The sequence below is a fragment of the Streptomyces sp. NPDC005393 genome, assembly GCF_040606675.1.
Classification (GTDB): domain Bacteria; phylum Actinomycetota; class Actinomycetes; order Streptomycetales; family Streptomycetaceae; genus Streptomyces.
Genome location: NZ_JBEXFG010000005.1, coordinates 14,108 through 35,445, shown reverse-complemented (window position 1 = coordinate 35,445; position 21,338 = coordinate 14,108). Strand labels below are relative to the sequence as shown.

14 protein-coding genes and 4 tRNA genes are annotated in these 21,338 nt (G+C 70.7%); 8 read left to right on the top strand and 10 right to left on the bottom strand.

Features of this window, described 5'->3' with window-relative positions:
• Window positions 1–157: 157 nt before the first annotated feature.
• The gene (gene hrpA / locus ABZS71_RS07375; protein WP_356208197.1) at window positions 158–4,117 is read right to left on the bottom strand and encodes an ATP-dependent RNA helicase HrpA; all 3,960 of its coding nucleotides are present in this window, start codon (window positions 4,115–4,117) and stop codon (window positions 158–160) included.
• Window positions 4,118–4,217: 100 nt separating this feature from the next.
• On the opposite strand from hrpA, the gene ABZS71_RS07370 reads away from it, so the two are divergent.
• Window positions 4,218–5,270 (top strand): ABC transporter permease, encoded by a 1,053-nt coding sequence (locus ABZS71_RS07370; RefSeq protein ID WP_356208196.1) that lies wholly within the window; start codon window positions 4,218–4,220, stop codon window positions 5,268–5,270.
• Window positions 5,271–5,451: 181 nt separating this feature from the next.
• Here ABZS71_RS07370 and ABZS71_RS07365 read toward each other — a convergent pair whose 3' ends face one another.
• The 6 genes from ABZS71_RS07365 to ABZS71_RS07340 all read right to left on the bottom strand — a co-directional run bounded on the left by ABZS71_RS07365 (window position 5,452) and on the right by ABZS71_RS07340 (window position 10,999).
• Window positions 5,452–6,528 carry a DUF1152 domain-containing protein gene (locus tag ABZS71_RS07365; RefSeq protein WP_355851938.1) on the bottom strand — a complete coding sequence of 359 codons (1,077 nt, stop codon included), beginning with the start codon at window positions 6,526–6,528 and terminating at the stop codon, window positions 5,452–5,454.
• 532 nt (window positions 6,529–7,060) lie between these two features.
• On the bottom strand, window positions 7,061–7,744 hold the full coding sequence (locus tag ABZS71_RS07360) for a DUF899 family protein (RefSeq protein ID WP_355851941.1): 684 nt from the start codon (window positions 7,742–7,744) through the stop codon (window positions 7,061–7,063).
• Between the two features lie 1,034 nt (window positions 7,745–8,778).
• Window positions 8,779–8,852 (bottom strand) — tRNA-Phe (locus ABZS71_RS07355).
• 4 nt (window positions 8,853–8,856) lie between these two features.
• Window positions 8,857–8,931: transfer RNA gene (locus tag ABZS71_RS07350), tRNA-Asp, on the bottom strand.
• 259 nt (window positions 8,932–9,190) lie between these two features.
• Window positions 9,191–9,263 (bottom strand) — tRNA-Glu (locus tag ABZS71_RS07345).
• Between the two features lie 158 nt (window positions 9,264–9,421).
• Entirely contained in the window at window positions 9,422–10,999 is a 1,578-nt protein-coding gene (locus ABZS71_RS07340) for a metallophosphoesterase (RefSeq protein ID WP_356208194.1), read from the bottom strand.
• 103 nt (window positions 11,000–11,102) lie between these two features.
• Between ABZS71_RS07340 and ABZS71_RS07335 the strand changes: the two genes are divergently transcribed.
• The 5 genes from ABZS71_RS07335 (at window position 11,103) to ABZS71_RS07315 (ending at window position 16,336) form a co-directional block, all read left to right on the top strand.
• Window positions 11,103–11,453 carry a metallopeptidase family protein gene (locus ABZS71_RS07335; RefSeq protein WP_356208193.1) on the top strand — a complete coding sequence of 117 codons (351 nt, stop codon included), beginning with the start codon at window positions 11,103–11,105 and terminating at the stop codon, window positions 11,451–11,453.
• Window positions 11,454–11,663: 210 nt separating this feature from the next.
• Window positions 11,664–12,227 (top strand): hypothetical protein, encoded by a 564-nt coding sequence (locus tag ABZS71_RS07330; RefSeq protein WP_356208192.1) that lies wholly within the window; start codon window positions 11,664–11,666, stop codon window positions 12,225–12,227.
• A gap of 264 nt (window positions 12,228–12,491) precedes the next feature.
• Window positions 12,492–14,840 (top strand): DEAD/DEAH box helicase, encoded by a 2,349-nt coding sequence (locus tag ABZS71_RS07325; protein WP_356208191.1) that lies wholly within the window; start codon window positions 12,492–12,494, stop codon window positions 14,838–14,840.
• A 106-nt stretch (window positions 14,841–14,946) separates the two neighbouring features.
• A tRNA-Lys gene (locus tag ABZS71_RS07320) sits at window positions 14,947–15,019 on the top strand.
• Between the two features lie 333 nt (window positions 15,020–15,352).
• Window positions 15,353–16,336: a right-handed parallel beta-helix repeat-containing protein gene (locus ABZS71_RS07315; RefSeq protein ID WP_356208189.1), complete on the top strand. Its 984-nt coding sequence runs from the start codon at window positions 15,353–15,355 to the stop codon at window positions 16,334–16,336.
• Between the two features lie 87 nt (window positions 16,337–16,423).
• Here ABZS71_RS07315 and ABZS71_RS07310 read toward each other — a convergent pair whose 3' ends face one another.
• The 3 genes from ABZS71_RS07310 to ABZS71_RS07300 all read right to left on the bottom strand — a co-directional run bounded on the left by ABZS71_RS07310 (window position 16,424) and on the right by ABZS71_RS07300 (window position 18,282).
• A complete protein-coding gene (locus ABZS71_RS07310) occupies window positions 16,424–16,909 on the bottom strand; it encodes a hypothetical protein (RefSeq protein WP_356208188.1) in 486 nt (161 codons plus the stop codon).
• 279 nt (window positions 16,910–17,188) lie between these two features.
• On the bottom strand, window positions 17,189–17,743 hold the full coding sequence (locus tag ABZS71_RS07305) for a hypothetical protein (RefSeq protein WP_356208186.1): 555 nt from the start codon (window positions 17,741–17,743) through the stop codon (window positions 17,189–17,191).
• A 167-nt stretch (window positions 17,744–17,910) separates the two neighbouring features.
• On the bottom strand, window positions 17,911–18,282 hold the full coding sequence (locus ABZS71_RS07300; protein ID WP_356208185.1) for a hypothetical protein: 372 nt from the start codon (window positions 18,280–18,282) through the stop codon (window positions 17,911–17,913).
• A 563-nt stretch (window positions 18,283–18,845) separates the two neighbouring features.
• Between ABZS71_RS07300 and ABZS71_RS07295 the strand changes: the two genes are divergently transcribed.
• Both ABZS71_RS07295 and ABZS71_RS07290 read left to right on the top strand, forming a co-directional pair.
• Window positions 18,846–19,616 carry a DUF6227 family protein gene (locus ABZS71_RS07295; protein WP_356208183.1) on the top strand — a complete coding sequence of 257 codons (771 nt, stop codon included), beginning with the start codon at window positions 18,846–18,848 and terminating at the stop codon, window positions 19,614–19,616.
• Between the two features lie 344 nt (window positions 19,617–19,960).
• On the top strand, window positions 19,961–21,277 hold the full coding sequence (locus ABZS71_RS07290) for a PP2C family protein-serine/threonine phosphatase (RefSeq protein WP_356208181.1): 1,317 nt from the start codon (window positions 19,961–19,963) through the stop codon (window positions 21,275–21,277).
• Window positions 21,278–21,338 lie beyond the last annotated feature (61 nt).

Genomic DNA, 21,338 nt, shown 5'->3' with positions numbered 1-21,338 from the left:
GTGTGCGCCGCGCTGTTGTGCGCTTGCGTCCCAGACTCTACAGCAGGTCAGGCGCTCCGGTCGAACTCGCGCCCGGCCGGGCTCCGGCGGCCCCTCACAGACCGGGCCGCGACCGAGGCGCGACCGGGCGGCGACCGGGCCGCGACCGGGCGGCGGCCTAGGGGGCCGCCGCGTCGATGGCCTTCACGATGCGCTTGTCCGAGACCGGATAGGCCGTGCCGAGCGCGTGCGCGAAGTAGCTGACCCGCAGCTCCTCGATCATCCAGCGGATCTCCAACGCCTCCTGGGGCACCGGCCGGCCCGGCGGGAACTGCTCCAGCAGCCAGGCGTACTCGTCCCGCATCTCGCGCACCTTCGCCATCCGGGTGCGGTCCCGCTCGGCGTTGGCCGGCAGCTGCTGCAGCCGCCGGTCCGCGGCCACCAGATAGCGCATGAGGTCCGGGAGGCGGCGTACCCCGTGCGCGGTCACGAAGCCCGGCTTGATGAGCTCCGCGAGCTGCTCCTTGACGTCCGTGAGCGACGGCAGCAGTACGGCGCTCGTCGACAGCGGCGGGCTCTTCAGCCGGCGCTCGCACGACTGCCACGCCGCCAGCACCTCCTGGACCTTCCGCACGGTGTCCACCGTCGCGTCCGTGATGTCGGCGCGCACGGCGTCGAAGAGCTTACGGAACGACTCCTCGTCCCACGCCGGGCCGCCGCGGGCCGCGATCAGCCGGTCGGCCGCCGCCGCCACACAGTCCTCGAAGAGGGCCTGGACGCTGCCGTGCGGGCTGCTGGACAGCGCCAGCTTGGCCTGGTTGGAGAGCTTGCCCTGGGCGAACTTGGCCGGGTTGTTCGGAAGCTGGAGCAGGATCAGCCGGCGGGTGCCCTGCCACATCGCCTGCCGCTGCTCGGTCTCGGTGTCGAAGAGCCGCACCGCCACCGACGCGCCCTCGTCGACCAGCGCCGGATACGCCTTGACCGGCTGGCCGCCGCGGCGTGTCTCGAAGGTGCGCGGCAGCGTCCCGATCGTCCACCGGGTCAGCCCGCCGCGCTGCTCGATGCCCTCGGACTCCTTCGAGCTCTCGAAGGCCTTGGAGATCGCCGCCCGCGTCTTGGACTTCAGCCGCTGCCCCAGCGCCTCCAGATCCTTGTCCTCGTCGAGTTTGCGGCGCCGCTCGTCGACCACCCGGAAGGTGATCTTGAGGTGGTCGGGGACCTTCGACAGATCCCAGTCCTCCGGCTCGATCCGCACGCCCACCATCCGATGGAGCTCGCGGCCGAGCGCCGCCGTCAGCGGCTCCTGGAGGGGGACAGCGCTTTCCAGGAAGCGCTTCGCGTAGTTCGGCGCCGGGACGTAATTGCGCCGGACCGGCTTGGGCAGCGAGCGGATCAGCTCGGTGACCAGATCCTCGCGCAACCCCGGGATCTGCCAGTCGAAGCCCTCCGGGGTGACCTGATTGAGCACCTGGAGCGGGATGTGGACGGTCACCCCGTCCGCGTCCGCGCCCGGCTCGAATTGATAGGTCACCTTGAACGTGAGCTTCCCCTGGCGCCAGGAGTCCGGATAGGCGTCCTTGGTGACACCCTGGGCCTGCTCATTGATGAGCATCGACTTCTCGAAGTTGAGAAGCTCCGGCTCCTCGCGCCGCTTGTGCTTCCACCACGAGTCGAAATGCGCCCCGGACACGACGTGCTCGGGCAGCCGCTGATCGTAGAAGTCGAAGAGCGTCTCGTCGTCCACGAGGATGTCGCGGCGCCGCGCGCGGTGCTCCAGCTCCTCGACCTCGCCGAGCAGCTTGCGGTTGTCGTGGAAGAACTGGTGGTGGGTGCGCCAGTCGCCCTCGACCAGGGCATTGCGGATGAACAGATCGCGGCTGGTCTCCGGGTCGATCCGGCCGTAATGCACCTTCCGCTGGGCGACGATGGGCACGCCGTAGAGCGTGACGCGCTCGTACGCCATCACCGCCGCCTGCTTCTGCTCCCAGTGCGGCTCGCTGTAGGTGCGCTTGACCAGATGCTGGGCAAGCGGCTCGATCCACTCCGGCTCGATCTTCGCGTTGACCCGCGCCCACAGCCGGGAGGTCTCGACGAGCTCCGCCGACATCACCCAGCGCGGCGGCTTCTTGAAGAGCGCCGAGCCGGGGAAGACCGCGAACTTGGCGCTGCGCGCGCCCACGTACTCGTTCTTCGCGGTCTCCTTCCCGCCCTCCGCCACGGTGTTCTTCAGGCCGACATGGGACAGCAGCCCGGCCAGCAGTGACATATGGACGTGGTCCGGCGCCGCGTCCTGCTCGGACATGTGGATGTCCATGGTCTTGGCCACCGTGCGCAGCTGGCTGTAGATGTCCTGCCATTCGCGTATGCGCAGGTAGTTGAGGAACTCATTGCGGCACATACGGCGGAAGGCGGACGACGACAGCTCCTTCTGCCGCTCCCTGATGTACTTCCACAGGTTGAGGAAGGCCAGGAAGTCGCTCGACTCGTCCTTGAAGCGCGCGTGCTGCTGATCCGCCTGCTGCTGCTTGTCCGAGGGGCGCTCACGCGGGTCCTGGATGGACAGCGCCGCCGCGATCACCATGACCTCGCGCACGCAGCCGTTGCGGTCCGCCTCCAGCACCATACGGGCCAGCCGCGGGTCCACGGGCAGCTGGGCCAGCTTCCGCCCGACCTGGGTGAGCCGCTTCCGCGGATCCTTCTCCTTGCTGTCCAGCGCGTTCAGCTCCTCCAGGAGCTGCACGCCGTCCTTGATGTTGCGGCGGTCCGGCGGGTCGATGAACGGGAACTTCTCGATGTCACCGAGCCCGGCGGCGGTCATCTGGAGGATGACGGAGGCGAGGTTCGTACGGAGGATCTCCGCGTCCGTGAACTCCGGGCGGGTGAGGAAGTCGTCCTCGGAGTACAGCCGGATGCAGATGCCGTCGCTGGTCCGGCCGCAGCGGCCCTTGCGCTGATTGGCGCTGGCCTGCGAGATCGGCTCGATCGGCAGCCGCTGGACCTTGGTGCGGTGGCTGTAGCGCGAGATCCGGGCGGTGCCCGGGTCGATCACGTACCGGATGCCGGGGACGGTGAGCGAGGTCTCCGCGACGTTCGTCGCCAGCACGATCCGGCGGCCGGGGTGGCGCTGGAAGACCCGGTGCTGTTCGGCGTGCGACAGCCGTGCGTACAGCGGCAGCACCTCGGTCGATCTGAGGTTCTTCTTGTTCAGCGCGTCGGCCGTGTCGCGGATCTCCCGCTCACCGGAGAGAAAGACGAGGATGTCGCCGGGGCCCTCGGCCTGCAGCTCGTCGACCGCGTCGCAGATGGCGGTGATCTGGTCGCGGTCGCTGTCCTCGCCGCCCTCCTCCAGCAGCGGCCGGTACCGGACCTCGACCGGGTACGTACGGCCGCTCACCTCGACGATCGGCGCCTCGCCGAAATGCCGGGAGAAGCGCTCCGGGTCGATGGTCGCGGAGGTGATCACGACCTTCAGATCGGGGCGGCGGGGCAGCAGCCGCGCCAGATAGCCGAGCAGGAAGTCGATGTTGAGGCTGCGCTCATGGGCCTCGTCGATGATGATCGTGTCGTACTGGCGCAGCTCGCGGTCGGTCTGGATCTCGGCGAGCAGAATGCCGTCCGTCATCAGCTTGACGTGGGTGTCCTGGCCCACCTGGTCGGTGAAGCGGACCTTCCAGCCGACCGACTCGCCCAGCGGCGTACCTAGCTCCTCGGCGATGCGCTCGGCGACCGTACGGGCCGCGATGCGACGCGGCTGCGTATGGCCGATGAGCCCCTTGACGCCGCGGCCCAGCTCCAGACAGATCTTGGGGATCTGAGTCGTCTTCCCGGAGCCGGTCTCGCCCGCGACGATCACCACCTGGTGATCACGGACGGCCGCGAGGATGTCGTCCCTCTTCTGGCTGACCGGCAGCTCTTCCGGATAGGTGACGGTCGGCACGGCGGCGCGGCGATCCGCGACCCGCAGCTCGGCCCGCTCGATCTCCTGGGCGATCTCGTCGAGGGCGGCCGCACGGGCCTCGGGCTTACGGATGCGGCGCGCGCCGTCGAGTCGGCGCCCCAGCCGCTGCTGGTCACGCAGCATCAGCTCGGGCAGCCGCTCCAGCAGGGCGGGCAGGGTGGGGGCAGGCGTCGTGGACATACGGATCCCAGGATCTCACCTCCGCAAAACAGCTGGCGAACCATTTCCGTCCGGGCCGCGTCGCGAGGTATGTCCGGGGTGTGCGTTTTAGCGTGATCTCATGGCTGATGACGAGGGTGCCGAAGCGGCTGAGCATCGATCCCGATGGTCGGCCTTCAAACACTCCCCCTTCTTCCCGGCGACCGTCATCGTGCTGATCATCTCCGCGGGCGCGGGGCTCTTCGCCGGCTCGTACACCTACGCCTTCGCCAACCCCACCCCGCACCGGATCCCCATCGCCGTGGTGACCACCGGCCGTGGCCGCGCCCCCGAGAAGGCGTTCGTCGCCGGGATGGAGAAGGCCCTGGACGCCTCGCTCCGGCTGCACGCCTACCCCTCGTACGGGAAGGCCCAGTGGGCCATCGAGGAGCAGAAGGTCTTCGCGGTGCTGCGCACCCGCGACCACGGCGTCGAGCTGGACGTCTCCGCGGCGTCGGGCGCGACGGTCGCCGAGGTGCTGACCTCCTCCGCCACCAAGGTGGGGCGCGCGGTCCGGGTGCCGGTCAAGGTGAGGGACGTGAACCCCCTGCAGAAGGGTGACCCGCGTGGGCTCGCGATCTTCTACATCTCCCTCGCCGCGGTGATCATCGGCTTCATCGGCGCCATCCAGCTGAGCGTGAACGCACGGGGCCTCAACCCGGCCGAGCGGATCGCCTTCACCCTCGCGTACGCAATGCTCGGCGGCTTCACGATCGCGGCGATCGTGGACTGGGGGCTGGGCGCGCTCGATCTGCCGTTCGCCGAATCGTGGGCGATCCTCGCGCTGACCATGTTCACCTCGGGGATGGTCTTCTCCATGTTCAACGTCCTGTTCGGACGCTGGGCGCTCATCCCCACCTGGGGCCTGATGGTGCTCCTCGGCAACCCCTCCTCGGGCGGCGCGGTCTCCTGGCCCCTGCTGCCCTCCCTCCTCGGGGAGATCGGCCGCTGGCTCCCCCCGGGCGCCTCCGTCAACGCCCAGCACACGGCGGTCTACTTCGGCCACCACCAGCACGCCTTCCCCTTCCTCGTGCTGGCCGGCTGGGCCCTCGTCTCCACCGCCGTCTTCTGGATCTGGCGCCACCGCCACCCGGGCGGCCGCCCGCCGAGCGCCACTCCGACGCCGTCGGAGTGATCGGGGCGAGACAAAAAAATCCCCCTCCCGGAGACGGGAGGAGGATTTTCACTGGAGCGCCGAGCAGGCCTTGCACCTACATCCCTCGTTTGGAGACGAGTATCTTTCCTTAGACGACCGACGCATCAACTTCCGCCCGTTCGGGCGGCGTTGCTTGATCAACTATACCCCATCCGTGGGGTCAGAGGCGCCAGAGCGGTGCGGCGTACCGCTCCGGGTGGGCCCCGAGCAACAGCTCGCGCAGCGCGGTGCGGTGGCCCCCGTCAAGGCCGAGGACTTCGGTGAGATGGCGGAAGGTGGTGTGCGTAACCCCGCGTGCGCGAGCCTCCGCCGCGAAGCGGGCCAGCTGCCGGAGTGCGGCGTCGGGATCGAACGGAGCCGCGTCCTGGAGGCCGGCGGCCTTCTCGCGCTCGTAGTCGATCTCCGAGTAGCCGCAGATGGCGCGGCTGTGCCGCTCAGCCTCGGCGAGGCTGGTCGTGGCGCCGATGGCCTGGGCGAGCCGGTTCCGGCGGAAGGCGGCCTCCAGGTCGGCCTCATGGACGACGGGCCCGGCATCGGTGAGCGGGATCGCCAGCCCCGCGTCCCGCACCTCGCACAGCCCCCGCACCCCCCGGGCCGTGGCCATGAGCATGCCGGTGGCCTCCGACGGGTGCCACTCCATGACCGCGCCGATCGGTGCGACATCCTCGGCGCTGAGGGTACGCACCACCGCCCCCAGACGCTCCCGCAGCACCTCCACAGGAAGCTCCCCGTCCAGGCCGGGCCCGGCGACCAGCAGCCGGACCGGGGCGCTGACCTGCGCACACACGGCAAGAGACAGCGCATCGCCCAGTGGACTGCGCAGGGTCGGCTCGTCCCCTCGCGCCAGGATGTCGCCCCCCACGTCCAGAAGATCGACCGACGTCGGGGCCAGGTGCTCGATCAGCTCCTCGAGCTGCCGGACCATGCCCTCGACCCCGTGGTGGGGGTCGATCAGCGCGAACGTGTGCGCAAGCTCCCCGGCGAGGCGAGGAAGCGTGGACCCGCCCGGCGCCACGGGCGCGGCCTCGGCGGGCACGGCGTACACGCTCTCCGTCAGCGCCCGCAGTCCGGTGAAGCCGTCCGCCCCACGGGGCCCCGGGAGGGGGTCGACGAGCAGCCGGTCCCAGGCGTAGGTAAGGACCACGGCCGGGTCATCCGCCCCGTACAGAGCTCTATCGATCACCGCGGCGGCAACAGCGTCCCCTCCACCCCCACCCGCCACGATCAGCCGCGCCATCTGCCCAGCGTACGGCCCCCCGGCCCACCACCGGCAGCACCTCAGCACCTCACGCGCGCCGCCCCGGGCACCCACGGGCAATACGCCCTGCTCCGCCTGACGGTGCCGGCGCCTCAGCTCTGAGCGCGGGCGCGTTTCGCGTACCGGCCCCGTAGGGCCGGGCCCGAGCGCCAGGATCGTCCTGTGACGCATCCTGGCACCGACCAGCTCCCCGTAGACCCGTGACGAAGGCGGAAAGGCGTAGATCGTCGCGCCGCCGACGCTGCCGCTGTGCCCACAACGCACCCGGTCCCCGAGCGCATCCGCCGCCAGACTGTCGAGGTGGACCCGGGCATAGCAGCGATCTTGGGGGCGATGCCCCACGCACGCGTCCGGCTTCGCCAGCGGTGCCCACCCCGCCTAGCCGACCGAGAGTGCCCCACGCGGGATCTGATGCGCCGCAGGTGCCGGGTAGGGGGCTGGCGGGAGGGCGCACCAGCCGCCGACAGAGGGGTACGCAAAGCGCCGACGCGACTCCGCCGAGGTACCGACATCAGTAGTCCACGCGCGGGAACCAGTCGCCTCGGCCGGTCGGCGTCAGGTCGAGGAGGTGCCAGACGGAGCTGAGGAGGTCGATGCCGCGCTGGTCGATGTCCTCGGCCATGCGCGGGTGGGTGGAGTAGGAGTGGCGGATCGTGCCGTCGTCGTCCTGGATGAAGACGGAGATGCTGGAGTCCTGCTCGCCGTCCTTGCCCTCGCTGCCGAGGTCGTACTTGAAGGTGCTGTCACCGCAGCTCAGCAGGCGCAGCCGGGACCAGCCGCGGTCGCGGGCGTGCTGCCGCAGGACGGGCGGCTCGGCGGCCGCAGCGACGGCGAAGTCGGCGTTCTGGGCGATGTGGTGGGCGACGCCGTTGAAGCCGTCGATCCACATGGTGCACATCGGGCAGGGGTCGGTCTGCTGCTTGCCGTACATGAAGTGGTACACGATCAGCGGCCGGTCCGGGGCGGTGAACAGCTCGCTCAGGGGGACCTCGCGGACGGGGGTGTCGCCCGCGTCGAGGTCGTCCGGACCTTCGATGAAGACGTAGTCGTCGACGGGCGGACCCTGGGGGAGCGCTCGGCGCTGGGCCGCGACCTGCTCGCGACGGCGCATGAGATCGATCTCGGCGAGGCGGACCTCTTCGCGCGCGGCGAGGTAGTCCGCGGACTCGCCGGGCAGTCGGGTGTGCCGCATCATCGCGTCCTCCTGGGGTGGAGCCCCGAGGTCGTTTTGAGTCTATGGCGGGGCAGGGTTCGCCGACAGTTGAGCGGAAGTCGGCCGGGGCCGCTGATCCACCGGCGGACCGAAGGGGTCGGGGGTGACACGAAAACACCCCCGCCGAAGATCCCTGGCGGGGGTGTCTGCCCTGGTGAGGGCCGCGGTGGCTGGGGCCAGGGTTGAACCGGCGACCAGACGGCTGCCTGGACGGCCCCTGAGCACCGCCTTATAAGCGGTCCCGGGTTGCGCAGCCTGCTCCACGCTCGTAGCACTGAAAGTTCCCGGCGCTCCTGTGGTCGCTTGCGGGGGTACCGTCTGGCGCCGCTTCCTCAACCACGGTGTGGCCTGCCCGGACTGCCTCGCCGACCGAGAGTGCCCCACGCGGGAAGCGCTGTACCGCGGGTACCGCGTCAGCCGCCGGCATGCGCCATGCCCGCCAGCAAGGGAGGGCGTGGTCGGTGCCTAAGGTAGCCCCGTTCCCCCTGCTGGTCGGCATAGCCGAAGCGCAGCCGCCGGCGAGCAGGGGTGACAGGGCTCCGGCAGTGACCGGCAGGGCGTCACGCTCGTAACCATCCTCACAGAGAGTGTCCGACGGGACGGCCGGTGGCGGCGCAGCGATGCGGGGCTGAGACCGATCCGGATAGGCAGGGCGCCGGAAACCGCTTGATAAAACGCTTGCGTCACATCAAGCATTTTTGAGAGGAGTATCGCGACCCGCTGTCCGGCATCGGCCCAAGCCTCGGACTGCGAGAGCCGCGACCGGGCTCTTGCCCGCCACTGGCCAGGCGGATGGCGACGAGGCCCGGCCCGCCCCCACCGGACCCATGCTCCAAGGCGCCGAAGGCGCGAGACGGCGCCGCGCCCGGCAACGACGCGCAACCCGCACACGCCGCACGAACGCCTACGTCATCCGTTGCAGTCGGCCATGCTGTCATGAGCCGTAGGCCTCACAGGCAACGGAGAAGCCCCCGACGAATGATCTCGTCGGGGGCTTTGCCCTGGTCGGGCTGCGGTGGCTGGGGCCGGGGTCGAACCGGCGACCTTCCGCTTTTCAGGCGGACGCTCGTACCAACTGAGCTACCCAGCCGCAGCGGTCCTGACGGGATTTGAACCCGCGGCCTCCACCTTGACAGGGTGGCGAGCACTCCAAACTGCTCCACAGGACCTTGCTTGTACGAGCACGAGTCTCGCACATGGCGACGTATGCCCCCAACGGGATTTCTCTCGGTGGATTCATACTCCCCGCGACCTTCGAACCGGGGGCTTTGCGTTGATCCGCCGCGTCGATGTCGCTGGATCAGCGTATCAGACCTCGGGACGTGTTCTGACCGCTCAGGGAGCCGCGCGGGCGGCGGTCGAGGGGGAACGCAAAAGCCGCAGGCCATCCCCGGAACAGGGCTGGTCTGCGGCTGCATAAAGATGCTGTGCCCCCAACGGGATTCGAACCCGTGCTACCGCCTTGAAAGGGCGGCGTCCTGGGCCACTAGACGATGAGGGCCGAATGGCTCACCTGGGCGCCTGGTGGCGCTTTCGGGGACGCGAGAAGCATATGGGATGCCGGGGAAGTTCGCCAAAACGGTTTCGGAGCGGCGGGTGCGGGGGTGCTCCGGGGGCCCCGGCGGGTCGTGCCGGGGCCCCAACGGCGCGTCCGCCGGGTCACGGATGGGCCGGGAGATGGCGGCTGACCTCGGCCTTCGCCAGGCCGAGCCCGCCCAGGTCGATCTCGTCCCAGGCCTGGAGCCGGTGGGTGTCCCGGTCCAGATAGAGGACGGACGCCTGGACCTTGTCGGGGTCGCCGTCGTCGACCGCGCGCAGCCCGCTGCCGCCCGTGGAGCCCTCCGTCATCAGCCGGGTGCCGCCGGGGAGGACCTCCGTACGGCGGTGGTGGACATGGCCGGTGAGGGCGAGCGGAACGGTGCCGTCCGTCTTGCGGGCCGCGACCGGGTTGTGGGCGAGGGCGATGTCCACGGGGTCGCCCGCGGCCTTACGGGCCCGGAGGGCGTCGGCCAGTTGCCGCCCGGCGCGGTGCTCGGCCGGGTCGCCGGAGGCGGCGACGGAGCGGTCGGGGGTGAACTGGGGGTCGCCGATGCCCGCGATCCGCAGCCCCTCGACGCTGATCACCTTGGCGTCGTCGACCACATGGACGCCCTTGCGCCGCGCGATGTACCGCTGGGTCGCCGCCGAGTCATGGTTGCCGCGTACCCATACATAGGGGGCGCCGAGGTCGGAGACGGGGTCGAGGAAGCCGTTCTCGGCGGGGGTGCCGTGGTCCATCGTGTCGCCGGTGTCGATGATCACGTCGATCTTGTACTGCTGGACCAGCGACTCGACGATGTGCCACGCGGCCGGATTGAGATGGACGTCCGAGATGTGCAGCACCCGCATGGTCGTGGGGTCGGGCTGGTACGCGGGAAGGGTCGAGGTCGCCTCGTAGAGCTGGGTGACGTTGGTCACCAGCCGGGCCAACTCCCGCTGGTAGACGTCGAACTCGGTGACGATGCTGCGCGCGTTGCCGACCACCGACGGGGCGCTGGAGAGCAGCCCGGAGTAGCGCGGCTCCAGCACCGACTGCGGGTTCCAGGTCGCGTACACGGCCGTCCCGGAGGCGCCGAGCAGCGTGAGCGCGAGGCCACCGGCGGCCAGCGCCCGGCGCGGCCGGCGGTAGACGGCCAGGCCCAGCGCGGTGGCGCCGAAGACGACGGCGACGCAGGAGCGCAGCGCGAGGTCGAGGGTGCCGTGGGCGACATCGCCGGCGACCTCGTCCTGGAGGCCGGACAGCCGCTCGGGGTGGTCGACAAGGGCCTCGGCCCGTACGGGGTCGAGCCGGTCCACATCGACGTCGAGGCGGAGCGGGGCGTGGTGGCTGTCGAGTTCGAGGGCGCCGAGCGGGGCCACGTTGATCTTGGTGCCGCCGGTGAGGGACGGCCGCAGCGCCATCCGGGTGTCCATGGGGCCTACGGGGATATGGACGCTACCGACGACGAGCAGCCCGATCCAGGCGCCGAGCATGGTCACGGCGGCCAGCCCGGCGGCGCGGACGAGGGGACGGGGGCGCGCGGCGGGATCGAGCGCGCCCAGTGCGTCCCGTGCGTCCCATGCGTCTCGTGCGTCCTGCGGGTGGGCGGGGGTGGCGTGCGGTCGGAGGGGATGGCGGAAGCGGCGAAGAGGGGAGACGGCCGAGGCCCGTGCGCGTCGAGCGGTGGCACGGAGCAGCCGGAGCGGTTCGCGGGCCATTGGTCCCGTATGCCCGGCGGTTCCGGCCCCTATGCCTGGACGACGGGGGCGCGCACCGCGCGGGGGCACTCCCATCCGGGCCCGGCTGCCCGACAATGGCCACGTGCTGGAGATGACGCGCGAGGAGTTCGAGGAACTGGTCGCCGAGGCGCTGGACCGGATCCCGCAGGAGCTGACGCGGCTGATGGACAACGTCGCGGTGTTCGTGGAGGACGAGCCGCCGACGGACGAGCCCGAGCTGCTCGGACTCTACGAGGGGACGCCGCTCACGGATCGGGGCGAGTGGTACGCGGGCGTACTGCCGGACCGGATCACGGTCTACCGGGGGCCGACGCTGCGGATGAGCGAGACACGGGAGGACGCGGTTCAGGAGACGGAGGTGACGGTGGTCCACGAGATCGCGCATCACTTCGGGATCGACGACGAGCGGCTGCACACGCTCGGCTACGGGTGACGCCGGGCGCATGACCCGGGCCGGGCGGCGTGCCCTCGCCGGGGGCGCGTCACCCGGATGGGGGCGCGTCACTCGGATGGGGGCGCGTCACCCGGATCGGGTGGCGTCACCCGGATCCGGCGGTGTTGTCCCGCGCGAACGCGTGTCCTGGGCGGGGCAGGGCCAGTTGGGTAGTGCGTCACAGCCCTGCGGCCTGGAGGTGTCCCGCGCATGCCCGGATCCCCCGCTCCTCGCACCGACCGTTCCCCTGGGACGGACCCTTCCCCGCGCGCCGGGCGTACGACCCGGCCCCGCGTCACGGCACGCGGCGCGGCGGTCGTGACGATCCTGGCCGCGGCGATGGCACTGGGCGGCTGCATGAGCATCTCCGACGACCCCGAGCGCCCGGACAAGCACCGCGGCACCCATCAGCGGGACGGTGCGGCGGAGCCGGACGGCACCGTGGTGCGTTCGGACGGCAGGGGACATCCGTATACGGACCCGAGACGCGACAAGAAGGGCGAGAAGCGGAAGGAGGGCGCGAGGCGGTCGCCGTCGGCCGTCGCGTCCGACCCCGAGTCGTCTCCCTCGCCGTCGCCCGGGAACCACGGTGGCCAGCAGAACCGCCCGGCCCCCTCCGCGCCGCCGCAGCCGGGCGGCCCCGCCCCGACCCCCGCCGCCCCGGAGCCCAAGCCGCATCCGACGAGCCCGCCGCCGAGCCCTGCGGAGCCGAAGCCGACCGTGTCCGAGCCCGCGTCCCCGCCCGCCTCCCCGCCGGCGGAACCGGCGGGATAGGGGGAGGGGCGCAGCGGCGGCGGGAGCGGGGGCCGACTGGGCCGGCCGGAGCGGGAACCGAGGGCAGGCGGAGCTGATTTGCTCTTGGGGGGTCGGGGTGCGTATGGTGGCAGATCGTTTGATCCCATTTGCCCGGCGCCTCTCTGAAGGGCGCCGCGAGGCGCGTTCCTTGCCATCCCGTGGCTGACCGCATAGAGGCGGTCGTGTGCGACACCACACGGAGTTTGGGCGCGTGCCGAGACTCCGGAAGGTTTCGCATTTCGCATGTCCGTTTCCACTGATCACTCCGTCATGCCCGGCAACGACGAGCAGACCGAGCAGCCTGAGCAGGCCGAGCAGGCCGAGCAGACCGACCAGGCCACGCCGGTCGAGCGGGACGAGCAGTCCCCGCAGGACGAGCGCGCAGAGCAGAGCGCCCCCGAGACCCCTAAGGCCCCCGAAATCACCTTCGCCGACCTCGGCCTCCCCGAGCAGATCGTCCGCAAGCTGGCGCAGAACGGCGTGACCACGCCCTTCCCGATCCAGGCTGCGACCATCCCCGACGCCCTCGCCGGAAGCGACATTCTCGGCCGAGGCCGTACCGGCTCCGGCAAGACCCTCTCCTTCGGTCTTCCGCTGCTGACCACGCTGGCCGGCGGCCACACGGAGAAGAAGCGCCCCCGCGGCCTGATCCTCACCCCGACCCGCGAGCTCGCGATGCAGGTGAGCGACGCGCTGCAGCCGTACGGCGATGTCCTCGGCCTCAAGCTCAAGGTCGTCTGCGGCGGCACCTCGATGGGAAATCAGATCTACGCGCTGGAGCGCGGCGTCGACATCCTCGTCGCCACCCCGGGCCGGCTGCGCGACATCATCGAGCGCGGCGCCGCGTCCCTCGACAAGGTCCAGATCACGGTCCTCGACGAGGCCGACCAGATGGCCGACATGGGCTTCCTGCCCGAGGTCACCGAGATCCTCGACCTGGTGCCGGCCGGCGGCCAGCGGCTGCTGTTCTCCGCGACGCTCGAGAACGAGATCGACACCCTCGTCAAGCGCTACCTGGTCGACCCGAAGACCCATGAGGTCGACGCGGCGCAGGGCGCGGTGACCACCATGACCCACCACGTCCTCGTGGTGAAGCCGAAGGACAAGGCGCCGGTCACCGCCGCCATCGCGGCGCGCAAGGGCCGCACCATCATCTTCGTACGGACCCAGCTGGGCGCCGACCGCGTCGCCGAGCAGCTGTGCGACGCGGGCGTACGCGCCGACGCGCTGCACGGCGGCATGACGCAGGGCGCCCGCACCCGGACCCTGGCCGACTTCAAGGACGGGTACGTGAACGTGCTCGTCGCGACGGACGTCGCCGCGCGCGGCATCCACGTCGACGGCATCGACCTCGTGCTCAACGTGGACCCGGCCGGCGACCACAAGGACTATCTGCACCGCTCCGGCCGTACGGCCCGCGCGGGCAAGAGCGGCACGGTCGTCTCGCTGGCCCTCCCGCACCAGCGCCGCCAGATCTTCCGGCTGATGGAGGACGCGGGCGTCGACGCCTCCCGGCACATCGTCGGCGGGGCCGGTGCCTTCGACGAGGACGTGGCCCTTATCACGGGCGCGCGTTCGCTCACCGAGGTGCAGGCGGAGGCGGCCGCGAACGCCGCCAAGCAGGCCGAGCGCGATGCGCAGGACCTCACCCGGCAGCTGGAGAAGGTGCAGCGGCGGGCCGTCGAGCTCCGCGAGGAGGCCGACCGGCTGGCCGCGCGTGCGGCGCGCGAGCGCGGCGAGACCGTCGCCCCGGCGGAGTCCGGGACCGTGACCGCCGCGACCGGGACGGAGGCCGGATCCGAGGCCGCCGCCGAGGCCGCTCCGACAGTGCCCGCGCAGCGTTCGGCCGAGCCCGTGAACGCGCCCGCCGCCGACGCCGCGGGGACCGACGAGGCGCCGCGCCGCTCCTCGTACGAGCGCCGTGACGACCGGGGCAACTTCGAGCGCCGCGACCGCCGTGACAACGACCGTGGGGGCTTCAACCGGGACCGGCGCGACGACCGTCGCGACGACCGCGGCGGCTTCAACCGCGACCGCCGCGACGACCGCCGGGACAACGACCGCGGTGGCCGTTCCTTCGAGCGTCGTGACGACCGCGGCGGCTTCAACCGCGACCGGCGCGACGACCGCCGTGACGACCGGCGTGACGACCGTGGTGGCCGTTCCTTCGAGCGCCGTGACGACCGCGGCGGCTTCAACCGCGACCGGCGCGACGACCGCCCGGTCAACCGCGACCGTCGGGATGACCGTGGCGGCTTCAACCAGCGTGACGACCGTGGTGGCCGTTCCTTCGAGCGTCGTGACGACCGCGGCGGCTTCAACCGCGACCGCCGCGACGACCGCCGGGAGGACCGTCCGGCCCGTCCGTTCGAGCGCCGCGACCACAACCACCGTGGCGGGGACCGCCCGTTCAACCGCGACCGCCGCGACGACCGCCCGGCCCGTCGTGACGACCGTCCGGCCCGCCGCGACGACCACCGTGGCGGCAGCGCCGGCAGCGCCGGCAGCGCCGGCAGCCGTTCGCACGACCGTTCGCACGACCGGTCCTTCGACCGCCGCGCCGACAAGCCGCGCTGGAAGCGCAACGGCTGATCGGCGGCACTGAGGCCGTGCAACACCGCGCTGTTGCACGGCCTTTCGCCCCCGGAGGGTATTGGCTCGGGTGTTGGCCCCCGGCCGAGCTATGCTGCGGGGGTGCGGGTCATTAGCTCAATTGGCAGAGCAGTGGACTTTTAATCCATTGGTTCAGGGTTCGAGCCCCTGATGACCCACCTCAGAAACCGCAGGCACCCATCGGTGACCTGCGGTTTCGTCGTTTCCGGGGGCCTGTCGCCCCGTCTGCCGAGGCCCGGAGGGCGAGGTGTCCGCGCTCCGGCCGCACAGAAGATCGAGTGTCACTCGACCAGCGCTTGAGCGGATGCCGATCGGTACTCAGCCGCACAGTCTGAACCTGCTGCTCCCCAGGAACGCGTAAGGAGACCCTCGTGCGACTCGCGACAACCATTCGCGGTTTCATCCCCGTCATGGCGCTGGCGGTATCGGCTTGGGCGGTTTCCGCCCCGGCCTCGGCCGAGGAGAAGGGGGGAGAGGATGGCGGCGGAGGCGTGAGCCAGGCCCCGGTGCCCTGCGGGGACTCGGCGGCGCTGGTCGCCGCGGTGGCCGCGGCCAACGACGAGCCCTCGGGCGGGACCGTCGTCCTCGCCACGGGGTGTGTGTACACGCTCGGCTCCGCGGCGGCGACCGGCGCCAATGGCCCCGACGGACTGCCGATCATCAGCGGGGACGTGACCATCACCGGTACCCAAGCGACCATCAGGCGCAGCGCCTCGGCGACGGACTTCCGGATCGCGGAGGTCGCCGCCGGCGGAAAGCTCACGGTCAAGGGGGTCACCCTGTCCGACGGACGGGCGACCTCGGGGGCGGGCATCGACGGCGGCGGCATCCTCGACCTGGGCACGCTGAGGCTGATCCAGTCCACGGTCACCGGCAACACCGCGAGCAACGTCGGCGGCGGCATCGAGGTCGCCTCGGGAGCCACGGCGCTTCTCTCGGCCACCGATGTGACGCATAATTCCGCGCTGGACGGCGGCGGCATCCACATCAACACCTCGGCCACGCTCAACGTCACGGGCGGCACGATCTCCGACAACCTCGCGGGCAGTTCGGGCGGCGGCATCGCGAACTATGGCACGACGCTGCTGACCAGCGTCACGGTGCAGAACAACCGGACGACCAATTTCGAGGGCGGCGGTATCGCCACCGGAATCGGGGATCTCACCATTACCGGCAGCCGGGTCCTCGGAAATACTGCCGGGAGCTTCGGCGGCGGTATCGCCAATTTCGGAAGCACGCTGCGCGTACAGTCCACCGTGGTGTCCGGCAATATCGCCACACTGAACGGCGGCGGTTTGTTCAATCATGCGGGCGCCGCACAATTGATCGGCGACAATGTCATCGGTAATACGGCCAATGGCGGCCAGGGCGGTGGAATCTTCGTCGACGGCGGCACGGTGGCGCTCACCGCGACCACGGTCTCCGGAAACAACCCGAACAACTGCGTGCCGGCTCTTTCGGGGTGCAGTGTGTAAGACGCGCACCTGACCTGCTGAATGCCGCAGCGCCCCCGGAAGCGTTTGCTCCGGGGGCGCCGCGCGCTCGACCGTGGGATCGACGCGTCAGTGCTTCGCGCTGTGGTGCTTCTTCGGCTTGGCCTTGGCCTTGTGGTGCTTCTTGGCCTTGTGGTGCTTGGCCTTGTGCTTGTCCTTGGCCTTGTGGTGCTTCGGCGCTTCCTGGTGCACGACCACCATGGGCGGCTCTTCGACGGCGATGTTGGTGCAGTTGGAGCCGGCGTTGATGTCGCCGGTCGGGGCGGCCATGCCGAGCTGGGTGATGGCGCCGGTGGCCGTGTCGCAGTCGTTGCTCTGGAATACCGCTCCACTGTTGGTGAAGTTGATGCAGTCGGAGCCGGTGGTGATCTCGCCCGTGGGGGAGGCTCCGCCGACATTGGTGACGGCGCCTTGGTTCAAGTCGCAGGCGTTCCGCTGAGTGGCCCCGCTGTGCTGCGGGAAGAGGCCGTAGGCGCTCGCGCTACCCGCGCTGCCGACGACCATCGTGCCCGCGGCCGCCGCGGCCATGAGAGCTACCTTCTTGCCGATCTGCATTTCTCTGGTGCCTCCATATCAGGTTCTCCGCGAATGATCCGCAGACACCTCATCAACGAGATATCCGCGGACCAGGATCCGGGATTACCGGGAGCATCACCCATCCGCCACAGTAAAGGTATATTCAGCCGGTGCTGAAGTCGGTGGAGTTCTTCGTGCCGAAAGTGATGAATCATAAATACATGAACGCGGCCCCGGGGGAATTATCCCTGGGGTCGCGTTCATGACGAGCGGAGTGCTTCCGGGGCCCGGCGGCGAGCGCCTGAAGCTCTCGGCGGTTCAGGGCTGCTGGCGGCTTCCCTGATCGCCGCTCGTTCCGCTCTTCGCGCCGTCCGCGCTCTTCCCCTGCTTTCCGTTCGCGGGGTCGGAGCCGGACACGTTGACGCAGTTGGTCTCGTTGTTGACCTCGGCGCCGGGACCGATGGTGATCGGGCCGAGCACGGAGGTCGTGCGGCAGTTGTTGCTCTGCTTCGTCACACCACCCGACTTGCTGATGTTGACGCAGTTGGTGCGGTTGGTGATTTCGGATCCTGGCGCGAGCGCGACGGTGACCGGACCGACGACGGAGTGGGTACGGCAGCGGTTCTTCTGCTCCGTCACACCCGACTCGCTGCTGTTGACGCAGTTGGTCTCATTGGTGATGTCACCCGGCGCGGCCGTCACCGTAATGGTCCCGACGACGGAACTGGTGGTGCAGCGATTGCTCTGGGTCCCGCCGTTGGCGCCGGCCATGCCGCCGGGGCTGGGGTCGGCAGCGTCGGCTCCGCCCGCGCCGCCGATGAGCAGCGCGCCCACGGCCGCTACGAGAAGCGCCGTCCTCTTGCGCATGTGCATAAAGAGCCTCCAAGTGGGCTTTCCGTACGGCGCGGTATCACCGCCACTGAAAGCCTTTTCCGTGGCAACGGCCCTGGAAGGGAGGCTTCCAGGGCCGCGATTCCCAACGGGGGGATGCCTCACGGTGTTCCCGCTACCGGCGGGAACACCGTGAGATGGTCAGCGACTCAGCGACGGTGGTTGCCGTTGTTGTCGTCGTCGTCGACGGCGATGTTGGTGCACTTGGCGCCGGCGTTGATGTCGCCGGTCGGGGCGGCCATGCCGAGCTGGGTGACGGCGCCGGTGGCCGTGTCGCAGTCGTTGGACTGGAACACGCTGCCGCTGCTGTTGGTGAAGTTGATGCAGTCGGCGCCGACGTTGATGTCGCCCGTGGGAGCGGTTCCGCCGAGCTGGGTGATGGGGCCGGTGGCCGTGTCGCAGTGGTTGAGCTGCGCGATGAAGCCGTTGTCGCCGTTGTGGGCGAGGGCGCCGCCCGCGCCGCCGATGACCAGAGCGCCGGCAGCTGCGGTCAGGAGAATTGCCTTCTTGCCGATGTTCACTTAATTCCTCCGTCTGGGTTGTTCCGCGAATTCACGGACGCATGACACAACGAAGCTCATCAGTTAAGGCTTCGGGCTACCAGTCAGCTTCACCCGTCCGGCATAGTGCGGTTCTTGGCGAGTGTGTTGCCCGGGAATCCCGCGAACGAGACCCAAGGGAAGAGGCATTTGGAGTAACGGACGCCTGTTGCCCTCTTATGTGAATGGGCGGAGACGGCTGCCGGGCGGGACTGCCGGAGGGGGCACAGGGGTCGGCGATGGCCGCGCGGGTGGCCCTGCGGTGGCCTGGCGGTGGAGGGGAGGCGGTCGCGCGACGGCACGGCGGTGGCGGGGAGGCGGCCGCACGGTGGCCGGTGGGGGCGCCTTGCCCCGCCCCCCGGTTTGTTCGACCGGCCGGACGAGTGATACATCCAGCCTCTCCGGCGCAGGAGTGAGTGAGGCACAGTCACACCGACAGCTTCGCCGAATGGCGGCGCGGCCCGTGTTCACGCCGCTACGCTATGTGTGCGAAGCAGTCGCCCGGGGGGCGCGGCGAATCCAGGCCGGGAGGCGGGAGGAGAGACATGGGGCACTCACGAGCGGGCGGGACCCCGGCCGAGCTGATGGGCGGGCTTCTCGCCCGTGCGCAGAACGGCTTCGAGATCGGCGAGGCGGTACTGACCCAGGCGCGGAGCGCGCTGATGCACCAGTCCGAGCTGCGGTCCTGCCGTCAGTGCAATGAGCGGTGCGGCCGGCTCGGCTACAGCACCTACCGGCATGTCTTCCTGCTCCCCGACGGCAGCAGCCTGCTGCTGTGGGAGCTGGAGCACAACACCGGCGAGGACGGCAGCCCGCTGTACGAGCTCTACGCGGACGAGGACGCCCTGGCGCTGGCCGAGCGCCGCGTCCACGACCGCCTCGGCGGCGCCCGCTGGGAGGAGCTCGACGGATTACCGCTGTGGCTGCCCGAGCAGCTGCTGCACGCCGCCGAGCCCCTGGAGTCCCCGCGCGCGTACGTGGCCGACAACTCGGCCGACCACGCCCGCCGCGTATTGCGCCGCGCGGAGAACCCCGACCGGCCGGGCGAGGACACCGAGCGGCTGCTGGCGACCGCGTTCGCCCATGACATCGCCCTCGCGCCCAAGCCGCGCCGCCGCTCCGGCGGCCCCGACGCGACCTGGTGCCGCTTCTACGAGCACGCCTTCCTGCTCGCCGGCGGTGACGAGATCGTGCTGTGGGAGCTGGAGCACAATCTGACCCGCGACGGGCGGCTGGTGTGCGAGGTCTACCTCGACGAGGTCTCGGCGGAGCTGGCGGCCGACCGCCACGCCCGCGCGCTCGGCGTCGACCTCTGATCCCGTCCGCGTGCCGGACGCGCCCACGCGGACGCGCCCGTCCGCTGGACGCACCGACCCGCTGACGTACTCGCGCCCACGTACTCGCGCCCACGTACTCGCGCTGACGTACTCGCGCTGACGTACTCGCGCTGACGTACTCGCGCTGACGTACTCGCGCTGACGTACTCGCGCTGACGCCCCCGCGCCGACGCCCCCGCGCCGACGCCCCCGCGCCGACGCACCCACATGGCCGACACCGATTCGCCTGGCGGCCCGTCAGCCGGAAGCCTGGGGACGGCGGTGGACGCGACGGCCGGGCGCTCGGTGCGCGGACCAGGGATCAGGGAAAGCGAGACAAGCCGGTGCGGGTGCGAGGGATCAGGGCTCGTACGGGCGCCCGTGCGGAGCGGCGTACGGCCTGGGCCCGGCTGGCCGACACCCGTAGCCGGCCCCGCGCCCGGCTCCATATGCTCGTCGACACCAGCGCGCCCAGCGGAGGGACCGCCGGGCCCGGCGCGGCGGAGGAGGCGCCCAAGGGCCCGTCAGGCCATCGGCTGGCCCAGCTGATTCCCGGCCTGCTCCTCCTGGGCGGGATCCTCTTCGACCTGGCCGCCCCGCCCGGCTACACAGCTTCCCCCTTCTTCGCCGCCGCCCCGCTGGTCGCCGCCGCGCTCTCCCCGCTGCGGCCGACCGCCGTCACGGGGGTCCTCGCCGTCGCCGCCGCGTGTCTGCTGGCCGAGCTGCACGGCGTACCCGACCCGACCCAGGCGGCGACCGAGATCATCACGGTGGCGACCGTCACCCTGCTGGCGTTCGTCATCAACCGCGTCGTACGCCGCAGCGACCGGCGGCTCGCCTCGGCGCGCGGGGTCGCGGAGGCGGCCCAGCGCGCCGTACTGCCCGTGCCGCCCGCCCGCCTCGCCGGTCTGGATATCGCGGCGCGCTATGTGGCGGCGGAGAAGTTCGCCGCGATCGGCGGTGACCTGTACGCGGTCCAGGACACCCCGCACGGCATCCGGCTGGTCGTCGGGGACGTACGCGGCAAGGGGCTGCAGGCCGTGGAGATCGTCGCGATCCTCATCGGCGCCTTCCGGGAGGCGGCGGAGCAGGAGGCGACGTTGGAGGGGCTGGCGGGCCGGCTGGAGCGGGCGTTGCAGCGCGAGGGCGCACGCCGGGCCGATCTGGAGGTCTCCGAGGGGTTCACGACGGCCGTACTGGCGGAGATCCCGCGCGGCGAGTCGACCCTGCGCGTGATCACCCGCGGCCATCCGGCGCCACTGCTGCTGCGGGGGGACGGCAAGGTGCGCGCTCTGGAGCCGGAGGCGTCCGCGCTGCCGCTGGGGATGGGGGAACTGGGCGGCTGGCCCGACCGGGTGACGGAGCTGCGGTTCGCGGAGGGCGAGACGCTGCTGCTGTTCACGGACGGGGTGACGGAGGCCCGCGACCGGCAGGGCAAGTTCTACGACCCGAAGGAGCGGCTGCGCGGCCATACCTTCTCGGGGCCGGGGGAGCTGCTGGACGTGCTGGTGGCCGATGTCGAGCGGCATACGGGCGGCGGGACCTCGGACGACATGGCGCTGCTGGCGGTCCGCCGCGCGCCGGGGCGGACGAAGCGGACGAACGGGAACGGGAACGGGAACGGGAACGGGCGGGCGCACGAGGGCGACCACCGTCCGTAGTCGACTGGGATCGCTCCGCATAACAATTGATGCACGATCAGCGGATCAAGGTTTTTGCCAA